General features: G+C 67.8%; 14 protein-coding genes. 10 read left to right on the plus strand and 4 right to left on the minus strand.

Annotation, left to right across the window (positions count from 1 at the left end; genetic code table 11):
* The first annotated feature begins 85 nt into the window (after positions 1–85).
* Positions 86–1,876 (plus strand): L-aspartate oxidase, encoded by a 1,791-nt coding sequence (locus tag EI982_RS05005; protein ID WP_157688440.1) that lies wholly within the window; start codon positions 86–88, stop codon positions 1,874–1,876.
* Positions 1,877–1,897: 21 nt separating this feature from the next.
* Here EI982_RS05005 and EI982_RS05010 read toward each other — a convergent pair whose 3' ends face one another.
* Positions 1,898–2,677 (minus strand): SIMPL domain-containing protein, encoded by a 780-nt coding sequence (locus EI982_RS05010; protein WP_157688441.1) that lies wholly within the window; start codon positions 2,675–2,677, stop codon positions 1,898–1,900.
* A 145-nt stretch (positions 2,678–2,822) separates the two neighbouring features.
* Here EI982_RS05010 and EI982_RS05015 point away from each other — a divergent pair, with 145 nt between their 5' ends.
* Together EI982_RS05015 and EI982_RS05020 are read left to right on the plus strand one after the other, a co-directional pair.
* A complete protein-coding gene (locus EI982_RS05015) occupies positions 2,823–3,239 on the plus strand; it encodes a sensor histidine kinase (RefSeq protein ID WP_233255292.1) in 417 nt (138 codons plus the stop codon).
* 42 nt (positions 3,240–3,281) lie between these two features.
* A complete protein-coding gene (locus tag EI982_RS05020; RefSeq protein ID WP_157688442.1) occupies positions 3,282–3,599 on the plus strand; it encodes a cupin domain-containing protein in 318 nt (105 codons plus the stop codon).
* On the opposite strand, the gene EI982_RS05025 is transcribed toward EI982_RS05020, so the two are convergent.
* From EI982_RS05025 to EI982_RS05035, 3 genes are all read right to left on the minus strand, one after another.
* Positions 3,596–3,784, minus strand: coding sequence for a hypothetical protein (locus EI982_RS05025; protein WP_157688443.1), 189 nt, complete (start codon positions 3,782–3,784; stop codon positions 3,596–3,598). The genes EI982_RS05020 and EI982_RS05025 overlap by 4 nt on opposite strands.
* 110 nt (positions 3,785–3,894) lie before the next feature.
* Positions 3,895–4,080, minus strand: coding sequence for a hypothetical protein (locus EI982_RS05030; protein ID WP_157688444.1), 186 nt, complete (start codon positions 4,078–4,080; stop codon positions 3,895–3,897).
* A gap of 112 nt (positions 4,081–4,192) precedes the next feature.
* A complete protein-coding gene (locus EI982_RS05035) occupies positions 4,193–5,467 on the minus strand; it encodes an alkaline phosphatase family protein (RefSeq protein ID WP_157688445.1) in 1,275 nt (424 codons plus the stop codon).
* A 293-nt stretch (positions 5,468–5,760) separates the two neighbouring features.
* On the opposite strand from EI982_RS05035, the gene EI982_RS05040 reads away from it, so the two are divergent.
* The 7 genes from EI982_RS05040 to EI982_RS05070 all read left to right on the plus strand — a co-directional run bounded on the left by EI982_RS05040 (position 5,761) and on the right by EI982_RS05070 (position 12,914).
* Positions 5,761–6,810 (plus strand): ABC transporter ATP-binding protein, encoded by a 1,050-nt coding sequence (locus tag EI982_RS05040; protein ID WP_157688446.1) that lies wholly within the window; start codon positions 5,761–5,763, stop codon positions 6,808–6,810.
* A complete protein-coding gene (locus EI982_RS05045) occupies positions 6,807–7,649 on the plus strand; it encodes an ABC transporter permease (RefSeq protein WP_157688447.1) in 843 nt (280 codons plus the stop codon). Before EI982_RS05040 ends, EI982_RS05045 begins: the two co-directional genes overlap by 4 nt.
* Positions 7,646–8,428: an ABC transporter permease gene (locus EI982_RS05050; protein WP_157688448.1), complete on the plus strand. Its 783-nt coding sequence runs from the start codon at positions 7,646–7,648 to the stop codon at positions 8,426–8,428. Before EI982_RS05045 ends, EI982_RS05050 begins: the two co-directional genes overlap by 4 nt.
* Positions 8,429–8,478: 50 nt before the next feature.
* A complete protein-coding gene (locus EI982_RS05055) occupies positions 8,479–9,084 on the plus strand; it encodes a DUF1989 domain-containing protein (RefSeq protein WP_157688449.1) in 606 nt (201 codons plus the stop codon).
* Positions 9,085–9,173: 89 nt separating this feature from the next.
* Positions 9,174–10,466, plus strand: a complete 1,293-nt coding sequence (locus EI982_RS05060; RefSeq protein WP_157688450.1) for an aspartate aminotransferase family protein — start codon at positions 9,174–9,176, stop codon at positions 10,464–10,466.
* 61 nt (positions 10,467–10,527) lie between these two features.
* Positions 10,528–11,733, plus strand: coding sequence for a M24 family metallopeptidase (locus tag EI982_RS05065; RefSeq protein ID WP_157688451.1), 1,206 nt, complete (start codon positions 10,528–10,530; stop codon positions 11,731–11,733).
* Positions 11,734–11,873: 140 nt separating this feature from the next.
* Positions 11,874–12,914 carry an ABC transporter substrate-binding protein gene (locus EI982_RS05070; protein WP_157688452.1) on the plus strand — a complete coding sequence of 347 codons (1,041 nt, stop codon included), beginning with the start codon at positions 11,874–11,876 and terminating at the stop codon, positions 12,912–12,914.
* The last annotated feature ends 10 nt before the right edge of the window (positions 12,915–12,924 follow it).

Consider the following 12,924-nt stretch of genomic DNA (forward strand, 5'->3'; position numbering starts at 1 on the left):
CTCCGGGACGGGTCGCACGCCGGCCTATTGTGACGCGCGCACGCGCGCGCGACAGCCATAAGTATACTCGTCCCTTCGATGACGTATGAGCCAGCGTGACGGGATGGCGGGGTCGGACACGCCGGACTACGCAGAAATCGACGTCGCCGTGCTCGTGGTCGGCGCCGGTGCCGCCGGCGCCCGTACGGCGATCGAACTGGCGGAACGCGGGGTCGACGACGTGCTCGTCCTCGGGAAGCGGAGTCACGGTGACGCCCACACCACGTGGGCCCGTGGCGGCATCAACGGGGCCCTCGGAGCGCGGGACCCGGAGGACGACTGGACGATCCACGCCGCGGACACCCTCAAGGAGGGTCACTTCGTCAACGACCCCGGGAAGGTCGAGGCCGTCGCCAAGCAGATGCCCGAGCGGCTTCGGGAACTCGACGAGTGGGGGATGGACTACTCACGGACGGACGACGGTGAGATCGACCAGCGGTACTTCGGTGCGCAGTCGTTCCGTCGTACCGCGTTCGCCGGCGACCACACCGGCGAGTCGCTGCTGGACACGCTGATCGATCGGGCGCAGGCGCTCGGCATCCCGTATCGCGAGGACGTGATGATAACAAAACTCGTCGCCGACGGCGACCGGGTCCACGGTGCCGTCGGGTTCGACATGGACACCGGCGAGTTCCTCCTATTCAACGCGGGGCAGGTCGTCCTCGCGGCCGGGGGGTACGCGGCGATATACGGCCGCCACACCTCGCGGGACGACGAGAACAACGGCGACGGCCCGGCGCTGGCCTACGACGCCGGCGCCGAGCTGATGGACATGGAGTTCGTGCAGTTCCATCCGACCGGGATGGCGGTCGACGAATCCGACCCCGAGTGGGAGCCCTGGAGCGGCCGGCTCGTCACCGAGGCCGTTCGAGGCGAGGGTGGACGGCTCTACAACACCGACGGCGAACGGTTCATGGAGCGGTACTCGCCGGAGCAGATGGAGTTGGACGCCCGGGACGTGGTCGCTCGCGCCATCACCCAGGAGGTCGCCGAGGGGCGGGGCACGGCGAACGGTGGCGTCTATCTCGACATCTCCCACCGCGAAGCGGCGTTCATCCGGGAGCGACTCCCCCGGATGTACGAGCGGTTTCAGGACCTCGGGGTCGATCTGGCCACGGATCCCGTCGAAGTCGCCCCGACTGCCCACTACGGCATGGGTGGTGTCGCCGTCGACGCCCACGGCGAGACGGATATCCGGGGACTGTTCGCGATCGGGGAGACGATGGCCGGGGTGCACGGCGCGAACCGACTGGGGGGCAACTCGCTTGCGGAAACCGTCGCATACGGGGTCCTCGCCGGCAAGCGGATCGCCGATCGCGTCGACGGGCCAGGATCGGTGCCCGAAACCTGCATCGAGAGGGTCGTCGAACCACAGCTGGCCGACCTCGATCGACTGGCCGACAGCGAGGGGGAGCACGACGTCGACGTCGTGTTCGAGGAACTGCAGACCCTCACGTGGGAACACGCTGGGCTCCTCCGCGACGGGGAGTCGCTGGCGACCGGCCTGGACGCGTTAGAGGAGCTTCGGCGGAAGGCCGGCGACATGCGAATCGGCCCGATCACGAGCCGCTCCTTCGAGCGCGCCATCGACATCGGCTTCATGCTGACGGCCGCCGAGGCCGTGCTTCGGGGGGCCGACGAACGAACCGAGTCACGCGGCGCCCACTACCGGACGGACTACCCCGAGACCGACGACACGTGGCAGCGCAACGTCCACTACCGGCGGGCGGCGCTCGGCGGGATGACGACCCACGTGGAGCCTACCGGCACGCCGAGCGAGGCGGTGCGGGCAGCACTCGACGAAGGGCACGAACTCGAATACCACCAACTCGAGTGAGCGCCGCGACTCGGGAACCCCTCACGCCTCGGTCGCGTTCCCCTCGGGTGCCGCCTCGTAGACCACCTGGACCGACGTCCTGACCGTCACCGGCCCGGATTCGATATCGGTCGGGGGAGCGGCGGTGGGGGCGGGCGTCTCGGTGGCGTATGCCCCGTCCTCGACGGAGCGGGGGGCGCCGCCCCGGGTCGTCCGGATCACGTTCACGCCGGTGACGGTGAGGTTCGCGTCGGCGGCGAGCGCGCGGGCCTTCGCGCGGGCGTCGGTCATCGCGGCGCTCCGGGCCCGCCGTTCGAGTTCGCGTCGCCGATCGGTCGAGAGCGTGAAGCTGATATCGTCGACCGCGGTGGCGCCGTTGGCGACGGCGGTGTCGACGACGTCGCCGACGCGGTCCGGATCGGTGACGGTGACCTCGAAGTCGTGCATGGCCCGATACTGGATGCGGGGTTCGGCGTCCTCCTCGCGCGGGCGACGGCGGTCCTGCCGGATGTCGTACCGTTGTGTGGTGATCCGGTCCTCGGCGACGCCGGCGTCCGTGAGCGCGGTTCGCATCCGCGAGACGTTCCGGGCGAGGCGCTGGCGGGCGGTCGCCGCGTCGTCGCCCGTCGCGACGACGGATACGTCGACGACGGCCTGGTTCGGGGCGGCGTCGGCGCTGCCGCTCCCGACGACGTGAATAGTGCTGTCCGACTCCGACGTCGCGGGCGTATCGGGGGTCGTCGAGGACGACGACCCGGCCGAACAGCCGGCGATCAGGAGCAGGGCGGCGAGCCCCACGGCGACGAGTGTGCGTCGGTGCATCGTGGTCCGACCTCCGGCGGGCACCGACAAAGGTGTCCGGGAGACACAAAGGGCCGTTTGAGATACCACTGGGGATCGGTAGATCGGGACGGGCTCGGGGTCCGTACGGAGGTCCCCAGACGGGTCGGTCAGTGTCCCGGACGACGTGTGCGTCACGGCCGACGCCCTGCTCGGTCGGGTGTTCGCGAACCTACTCGACAACGCCGTCGAACACCACGACGGCCAACGGCCGCGGATAACTGTCGGGGCGGACCCCGACGGCGATACCGTCCGTGTGCGCGTACAGGACGACGGCCCTGGGATTCCGGAACGGCAGCGCGAGCGGCTGTTCGAGCAGGGGGGAACGCGAACCCACGGGCTCGGGCTCTACCTCGTTCGGACGCTCGTCGAGCGTTACGGTGGGTCGGTCGAACTCGCCGAGACCGGTCCCGAGGGGACGACGTTCGTCGTCGAACTCCCGGTGTATCGTGGCGACGATACGGCCGACGCGGACACGGACCGCGTGGTGAGTTCCGAGACTGCCGATGCCGAAGACCCTCTCCGGGATCGGTGGTCGCCGTGACGGGGTGGGGGATTTTTGCCCGTTCCCGCCGATGACCCAGCCATGACCCACGAACTCGTCGATTACCGCGACGTCGACCCGGTCGGTGGCGGCCTCCACTTCCTGCGTGACGCCCTCGACTGTGCGAACCTCGGGGTGTCGGTACTCGACGTCGAGGCCGGCTGGAGCGGGAAACCCCACGACCACGCCGACGACGGTCAGGAGGAGGTGTACGTCCTCGTCGAGGGGGTGGCGACGGTCACCGTCGGGGACGAGACGGTGTCGATGTCCGCCGGCGACGCCCTGCGCGTCGACCCGGCGGCGACCCGACGGATCGACGCCGAGGAGGCGTCGCTGTTCGTCGTCGCGGGCGCACCCTAGAGACGGGCGTCCAGGTCGACCAGCGCCGCCTCGTCCTCCACCTCGGCGTCGACGAGGTGTCGTCGGCTGATCGACCGCGGGCGCTTCGCGCGCCGACGGCCGAGCCAGCGCCACCCGAGGTTTCGCAGTTGCCGACGCTGTGCGCGGTCCAGTTTGGATCGGGGAGTGTCGCTCGTATCGCTCATGGCTCGGTCGTCCGGACCGTCGTCGTCTGTCGATCCGGACGGGATGTCGCTCACTGTGGTCCCGACCGACTTCAATCTGTGGGCCGCTGTCACGGTCGCCGACGGAGACGTCAGGTGCCCGCCGCTCGCTTCAGGATCTGTGGTGTGACGATCAGATCGAGCGCCGCGATCAGGTACGCGACGAGTTGCACCGTCCCGTCGAGGAAGGCGTACGCGACGAAGGCGACCACCAACGCACCGCTCGCACCGATACCGTATCTTACCGCAGGGCTCGAAAACGGGTTCCCCTGTGCCATGTTACGGTCGGCGGGCTGGATCGATCAAAGGTGTTGTGTCGTGTTTCCGGGACGGAGACGGTGCCCGTAACTCCGTTTCGAGCGGCCACGCGCCGCCGGTCGTCGCCGGCCGCTACTGAAGCGCCCGGAGGTTCGCAACGGCGAACGGCACCAGCATCTCCGCGGGGGAGAGGCCGCCGTGCATCCCCACCTCGTCGGGGTCGTCCCCCCCGAACCACACGCTCTCAGTCCGGGGGACACAGACCAGGTCGGGCGCGCTCCGCTCGAACGCGGGAGTGGGTTCGGCTGGCCCGAACAGGCCCCGTGTCCCGTACTCCGATCGGGTGAACGTCAGACAGTCGACGCGCCGTTCGAGGACGCGCCGTACGTCCTCGACCCTGCCGTCGCGGAGGTGAAACTGCAGCTGGCGGGGACTCCCCACCGGCGGGATCCGTGTGCCGTCCGCGGTTTCGGCGAGGGCGCTTCGCACGACGTCGTTTCCGGACAGGTCGACGTGGCCGTCGGTGTCGAGGTGGCCGTGATCGGCCGTCACGACTACGAGCGTCTCACCGGCACGCGCGGGGTCGACGCGACGAAGTTCCCGATGCAGGGACGTCAGGATCGACTCGAGTCGCGACGTCGTCGGGTCGGCCCGCGGGCCCACCTCGTGGGAGAGTGCGTCGATCTGTGGGAGGTACGCGAACAGGTACTGGCGCCCTTCGCGTTCGAGTTCGGTCCGTACGGCGCCCGCCAGGTCGTCGACCGATCGGTAGCCGACGTACGTGTCGGCGCCGGCGGCGTATCCGCCGGGCTCCGGGTCGTCGAACGCGGCGGGTCTGAACAGAACCGTTCGCAGGTCCGACGGCATCCGTCCGTAGAGCGACTCGACGCCGTAGAGGGCCTTCGGGGCCGGCGGGGCCTCGGGTGCGACCGCCCGCACTGGGTCTCCCGTCTCGGTCAGGTACGGGAGCGTCTGGACGCGTCCGACGCCGGCGACGTGCTGCCACCACCCGAGCAGCCCGTGTTCCACGGGGTATCGACCGCCGTGGAGGGACGGGAGCGCGGCCGCCGTCTCGGAAGGGAACGCGGCAGTTAGGGGCGTCACGGTTCCGTGACGCTCGAACCGTTCGAGCAGATCCGTCCGGCGACGGTCGTCGTCGACGACGCGACACCAACCGTCGTAGCCGAACCCGTCGATCAGCACGAACAGGACGGTGGTCACCTCCGCGTGGTCGACGTCGCGGTAAGTGTCCGCCGGTAGCGTCGGGATCCCGGCGGGGGCCGCATCGAGGACGGAGAGACACGTTCCGGGAGCGCCGACGACGCAGTAGTCGCCGTACGCGGGGGTGAGGTATCCGGCCCGCTCGGCATCGTCGCGGAGCGTACGGGCGACGTGGTCTCGCCTCATCGTCGATCGGTTCGGCCCCGTGAGGGATAAATCGTCGACGACCGTCCGGGCCGCGTGTGCCGGCGACCGAGACGCCGTGGTCTCGGGCGCTCCTCGACACGTTTGGCCGGTTCCACCCTCGTGGAGCGTGGAAGGCACCGTTCGAGCTGTCGACACGATCGGAGCACTTTGTACGCATTTTCGGTACGAATTCGAAATGCCGTCGATATATTCCGAGGTATGTTAATATATTATACGCAGGAACCGTGAAAGAGTAGCACTAGATTTAAGACATTACCACGGAACGGGTCGGTATGCTCGAAGTGGAGAACCTGACGAAATTTTACGGGGATCTACTGGCCGTCAATGATCTCTCGTTCAAAATCGAGGAGGGGGAGTTCGGCACGTTGCTCGGCCCCAGCGGCTGTGGGAAGAGTACGACCCTGCGCACCATCGCCGGACTCGTCGAACCGACCGAGGGGGGGATCTACCTCCGCGGTGACGACGTGACGGGGCAACCGCCCAACGAGCGAAACATCGGGCTGGTGTTCCAGGACTCCGCGACGTTCCCCCACATGACCGTCGAGGAGAACATCGAATACGGTCTCAAGATGAACGGGTTCGGCCCCGACGAGCGGGAGGAGCAGATCACGAAGTACCTCGACCTCGTTCAGATCTCCGAGTACCGGGATCACCGACCCACGGAACTCAGCGGCGGTCAGGAACGGCGCGTGTCGATCGCGCGGGCACTCGCGTACGAACCCGACATCCTCCTCCTCGACGAGCCGCTGACCGGACTCGACCGCGTGCTGCGCCAGGACCTCCGCAACGAGATCAAGCAGATTCAACGCGAGGTCGAAGTCACCACGCTGTACGTCACGCACGACCAGGAGGAAGCGCTCTCGATGTCCGACAAGATCCTCGTCCTCGACGACGGCGAGAAACAACAGGAAGGGTCGCCCACGGAGATATACGACGACCCCTCGAACCGGTTCGTCGCGAACTTCGTCGGGAAGTCGACGCGGCTTCCCGGAACGGTCACGTCCCGCGATCCGCCACGGATCGACACCGAGGTGGGGCGGGTTCCGACCGACGCGGCGTCGCTCGACTCCTTCGACGTCGGCGAGGACGTCGAGGTGTTCCTCCGGCCGGAGGACCTCAGCCTCGACCCCGACGCCGGCGACGAGGCGTTGCAGGGTGCCGTCACGAACGTCGAGTACCTGGGCACGTACAGCGAGGCACTGATCGACATCGGTGAGGGGATCCAGGCCGTGCTCCACACGAGCACGTCCGCGAACATCGCCATCGGCGACGAGGTCGCCCTCACGTTCGACCCGTCCAACGTGATCGTCCTCGAAGCATGATCGTCGAAGGCATTCCCCTCCCGAAGTTCGTCGAGCGTAACGTGTCGTCGCGCTCGCTGGCCGCGTTCGGGCTGGGGTTCCTCACCGTCTTCTACATCGTCCCCATCGTCTTCCTCTACTGGAACAGCCTGAACTTCGGGGACGGCGGGCTCTTCAGCAACTACGCACGGGCGTTCAGCGACATCTACCTCGTGACCCTCGCGCGGTCGTTCTACTACGGCGTTCTCACCACCGTCGTGACCCTCACGCTCGGGTACATCCTCGCGTACTACATCGCCTTTCGGTCCGCGCGCGAGAAGCTGTTGCTCGGACTGGTCGTCCTGCCGCTCTGGATCGCGTACGTGATCCGCTATCTCGGGATTCAGCTGCTCCTGTTCCCGTCGAGCCCGGTCGTCCAACTGATCGGAACCGACTTGGGCATCCTGTTTTCCACCAGAGGGGTGATCCTGGGTCTCACCACCGTCTTCCTGCCGTTCGCGATCCTGCCGATCTACCACGCGCTCAAATCCATCGACGAGGACCTCGTCGACGCGTCCCGCGTGCTCGGGGCGACCCAACTGCGGACCGTCCGCTCGGTGATCCTCCCGCTGAGCCTTTCGGGCGTGGTCGCCGGGGGGATCATCGTGTTCATCCTCGCGACCGGGTCGTTCCTGGCCCCGGCGATGCTCGGCGGCCCGAAAGACACGATGATCGCGAACGTCATCGAGCAGTCGTACTCCCAGACGTTCGACCTCGGTCTCGCGTCGAGTCTGGCCGTCATCTACACCACCATCCTGCTCGTCTTGCTCATGGTGTTCAACAGCTACGTCAACCTCGGGGAGGTGTTGGGTGAACTATGAACCGCACCAGTCGGTTCAGGTTCGGCTACCTCCCGGTCGCGGCGATCGTGTACGCGCTGTTGCTCGTGCCCGTGATCCTCATCATCATCACGTCGCTGACGACGTCGTCGGTGCCGACCATCCCGACGGACGGGCTGAGTCTGGAGTGGTACGTCGAACTGGCGGGAGACGATCAGATCATCAGCGCGCTCGTCGTCAGTACCGTCGTGGCGGTCTCTTCGGCGATCATCTCGGGGCTCATCGGAACGATCACCGCGTTCGGGTTCGTCCGCAGCGACTTCCCGTATAAGCAGACGGTCTCGACGGTGCTCCTGCTCCCGCTGATGATCTCGCCGGTCATCACCGGACTGGCCATCGTCCAGTACGCGGGGATGATCCGACTGCCGGGGGACTACCCCGCACTGATCCTCGGACACGTCGTGCTCACGCTCCCGTACGTGTTCCTCATCATCCGCGCACGACTCGTCACGTTCGACGAGACGCTCGAACAGGCGTCGCTGATCATGGGTGCCAACCGGTTGGAGACGACCCTCAACGTGACGCTCCCCATCATCGCGCCGAGCGTCTTCACCGGCGGGCTGATCGCTTTCGTCGTCTCCTTCGGCGAGTTCACCGCGACCCAGTTCCTCATCTCGCCCGGCACCACGACCGTGCCGGTCATCATCTACACGGAGCTGCGAACCGGGCTGACGCCGACGATCAGCGCCCTCGCGACGGTGCTCGCGGTGATCATGCTGGTCGCCGCGATCCTCGGCGAAGTCAGCGGCGGCGACGCCTGACTCCCCCCGGACATTTATATCTCGGAGCGTTCGAGTTCGCCGCGTCGACGATGCAAGAACGACGAATTCCCGAGAAGCGCGGCGCCGCGTTCGAAGTGGCGGCAGGAGAGACGTTCGACGTGACCGACGTCGAGGGCCAACAGGTGGCCGACCTGGTCGCGTTCGCCGCCGAGGACCCCACCGAGCGGTTCTCGACGAAGTACACGTACCGCCGGAGCGGACGGATCAGCGTGACCGAGGGGGACACCCTGTACACGACCGAGGGAGAACCGATCCTCTCCATCACGGCCGACGACTGCGGCGACCACGACCTCCTGTACGGCCCGTGCAACGAGTGGATCCTCGCGGACTACTACGGCCAGTCGGGGGGCAACGGCTGCCGCGAAAACCTCGCGGAGGCCGTCGAACCGCTGGGCGTCGATCCGGCTCTCGTCCTCGAGACGCTGAACGTCTTCATGCGAGCCGAGATCAGCGACGGACATATCGACATCCAAGAACCGCAGTCGACGCCGGGAGACACCGTCCGGTTCCGTGCGGAGCGGGACTGCTACGTCGCGGTGTCCGCGTGTGCGGGCGAGTCGACGGTCAACGCCGGCGAGACCGGCCCCATCGACGTCGCCGTTCCCGACGGGACGGACCTGCACACGAACTGGTAACGTCAGCGGCGCCGCCTCGGACCCCCCGCCCGCGGTCCGTCCAGTACCGACGGCGTAGGTTTATTAGGTGGACACGGAAACACGTTCACATGGACGATCATCTGGTTGAAACTTATCGGTCGTCGACTCCGAACTCCCGGAATCTGTACGAACGCGCGGCAGCGGTGATGCCAGGTGGCGACACGCGCTCGGTCACCTACCACGACCCGTATCCGTCGTTCGTCGAGTCGGGGTCCGGCTGTCGGCTCCGGACCGAGGACGGCGAGACGCTGCTCGATTTCCTCAACAACTACACGCAGTCCGTCCTCGGTCACGCGCCGCCGGCGGTCGTCGAGGCGGTCACGGAACGGTTCGAACGGGGCAACGGGTTCGGCGCGCCCACGGAGGAGGCCGTGACGCTGGCCGAACGCCTCGTGGATCGAGTCCCCTCGATCGAGCGGGTCCGGTTCGCGAACTCCGGGACCGAGGCGACGATGAACGCCATCCGCGGCGCGATGGCCCACACCGGCAGGGAGACCATCCTGAAGGTCGATGGGGGCTACCACGGCACCCACGACACGGTCGAAGTCGCCGTCGACGCCGCGGGCCGGGAACACCGCGGCATCCCGCGGGACGTCGAGAACCGCGTGCTGACGACGCCGTTCAACGATTCCGAGGCGCTCAAAGAGGTCTTCGCGACGGCCGGCGACGACCTTGCGTGTTTCATCCTCGAACCGCTCATGGGCGTGGCCGGCGGGCTTCCCGCCGACGAGTCGTTCCTCCGCACTGCGCGCGACCTCACCGAGGATCACGGGGTCCCCCTCGTCTTCGACGAGGTGATGACGTTCCGGCTCGCGTACGGCGGCGCCCAGGAGCGCTACGGCGTCACGCCGGATCTGACGGCACTGGGGAAGTTCATCGGCGGCGGTCTCCCCGTCGGAGCCTTCGGCGGACGGGCGGACATCATGTCCGCCTTCCACCCGGCGGAGGGAGTCGCAGACCACTCCGGGACGTTCAACGCGAACCCGGCGACGATGGCCGGGGGTATCGCGACCCTCGACGCGCTCGACGAGGCGGCCATCGCGGAGCTGAACCGGCTCGGCGAGCGGTTGCGTGCCGGGGTCGGGGAGGTCGCCGCCGACCACGACCGGCCGCTGCAGGTGACCGGTGACGGGTCGATGTTCCAGCTCCACCTCACGGACGGGACGGTGACCGACTGGGCGTCCTCGGCCGCCGGGACCGACGCCTTCGAGGACCTCTTTCTCGCCATGCGGAACCGCGGCGTCTTCATGGCGCCGCGCGGCATGGGGAACCTCTCGACGCCGATGGCGGAGGGAGAGATCGACACGTTCCTCGAAACGCTCGATACCGCCCTCGACGACCTCTCGGAGGCATCGTCGTGACCGTTCGCCGCTCGCATCCGCATCGTGACGCCGCTTTACGGACCGACCTCGGGTGACCTCGATGGGGGAAGAACTCCACCGTCGACGGGCCGCGGGTGTTCCGCCGGGGCCGCCGCCGGCGGAGCGTGCCCGCCGACTGCGAACCCTCCGCGAGGCGCTCCGGGACCGCGGGCTCGACGGGGCCGTCGTCTACGGGAGCGGCCCGACACATCCCGACGCAGTCCGGTATCTCTCGGGATACGTTCACCCGTTCCCGCGGGCCCGCTCGCTGCTCGTCGTCCCCGCCTCGGGGCCGACGGTCCTGGTGATCGACCGCGAGTGGCACCGCGAGGCCGCGCGGGCCATAACGTGGGTCGACGGCGTGCGGGCGGTGCCGGAACGCGATCACGATGCGCTGTCGGCGGCGGTCGAGGCCGCGCTCGCGGACTGTGGGCTGACCGACGGTCGGCTCGGGGTCGTCGACGGCGACCTCCCGGCGGCGGTGCTGGAGGCCGTCTCGACCGCCGGTTCGGGGGTGGACACCGCCTTCGTCCCGGAACTCTGGTGGGACCTCGTCGCCGCCCCGACGGACCACGACGTCCGCGGCATCCGAAGCGCGGCCGAGGCCGCCGACGCGGGTCTCGCGGCGCTCGCGTCGGCCTGTCGGCCCGGCCGGTCGGAGCGCGAGGTGTGTTTCGACGTCCTCGCCGAACTGGCGGCGGCGGGCGCGGAGTTCCGACACGGGGCCGCCGTCTCGACACACGTCGACGTGGGGGCGTACGCGCGCTCCGAGAGCAACCTCCAACCGTTCGTCCACACGGAGACGCCGCTCGACCGGGGGGAGATGTTCTGGGTCGACCTCATCGTCTGTCGCGACGGCTACTACGTCGACTGCGACCGAACCGTCGCCATCGGCGAACCGAGCGCGGCCCAGCGGACCATCTACGAGGCGTGCGAGGCCATGTACGAGGCGATGATCGAGGCGGTCGAACCGGGCGTGACCGGGCGGGCGGTTTGGCGCGCGGGCCACGACGTCGCGGCCGAGTACGGCTACGAGGACCGACTCAACGGCGTGTATCTGGGTCACACCACCGGATCGACGGTTTCGGTACCGCCGTTCGTGGCACCCGACGAGACGAGGACGCTCGCGGCGGGACAGTTCCTCAACGTCGAACCGGCGATCCACGTCCCGGGGACGGGGTCGGCGTGTATCGAGAACACGCTGTTCGTCGGGAGCGAGGGGACGACCGTCCTCAACGACGCGCCGACGGACCTGATCGTCGCGTGATCCTTCATGATCGACCGTTCATTCACATGTCACTGAATAGCTAATCACTCCAAAGGTTTTTCACAATATCTGATAACGGTTGGATCATGTTCGGTGATAGCTCACAGCGGTCAAGGACGCCGGTCGATCGACGATCAGTATTGAAAACCCTCGGAGGGGGTATCGCGGCCACGGGACTCGCAGGGTGTCTCGGCGGCGGCGGCGGTGGGAGCACGGACACGCTCCGCTATCTCGGGTGGGGTGGCAACACCCAGGACGCCGCGGCGACGGCCTTCGAATACTGGACCGAGGAGAGCGGCGTCGAGGTCGAGCACCAGTCGGCGGGCGGCGACTCGGAGTTCCTCTCGATCATCCGGGAGAACCCCGGCGAGATCGACCTCTTCATGCCCACCTCGTTCGGCGTGTACACCGCTCGACAGGAGGACCTGTTGGCCGACATCAACTACGACGACCTGCCGAACTACCAGGAGAACATCCAGCAGGACTGGGCCGACCGTCCGTACATCGACGGCGACGCCGTCTTCCGTGACGCCCTCACGCAGGGATACGCGTACAACACGGAGGAGACCGACCGCGAGATGTCGACGTGGGACGACATCAAGGCCGACGAGTTCGAGGATTCCCTCGGGCTACGGGACCAGGCTACCTCCCGCGTGACGAACGCCGCGGCCTCCCTCGGCATGAACATCAACGACGTTCCCGGCAACTCGGACGCGGTCGAGCAGGTCCGCCAGGAACTCGGCGAACAGCACGAGAACACCTTCGGCTACTGGGGAGCCGGCGCCGAGAGCATCCGGTGGCTCCGCGAGGGGACCGCGACCGTCGCGGAGACGTGGGGTGGCCGCACCCGTGCGCTCCAAGAGGAGGGCTACGAGGAGATCGAGTACGTCATCCCCGAGGGCGGGACGTCGACCATCACCGAGGACTGGGCCATCCCGGCCTCCAGCGAGAATCAGGACCTCGTCCACGACCTCCTCAACCACGTCTTCCAGCGCGACATCATCGTCGAACTGTCGGACAACGTCGGCTACCCGGTCCCCGTCCAGGACCCGCCGGAGGTCATCCGTAACCTCCCGGACTACACCGAGAGCCCCGACGACCTGATGTGGGTCGACTGGGGCACCGTCGATCCGGCCGTCTCGGACTGGCAGCAGCTGTTCCAGGAAGTCAAGCAGGGCTGATCGACGCCGG

The organism is Haloplanus salinarum, assembly GCF_009762275.1.
In the GTDB taxonomy this organism is placed as follows: Archaea; Halobacteriota; Halobacteria; order Halobacteriales; family Haloferacaceae; genus Haloplanus; species Haloplanus salinarum.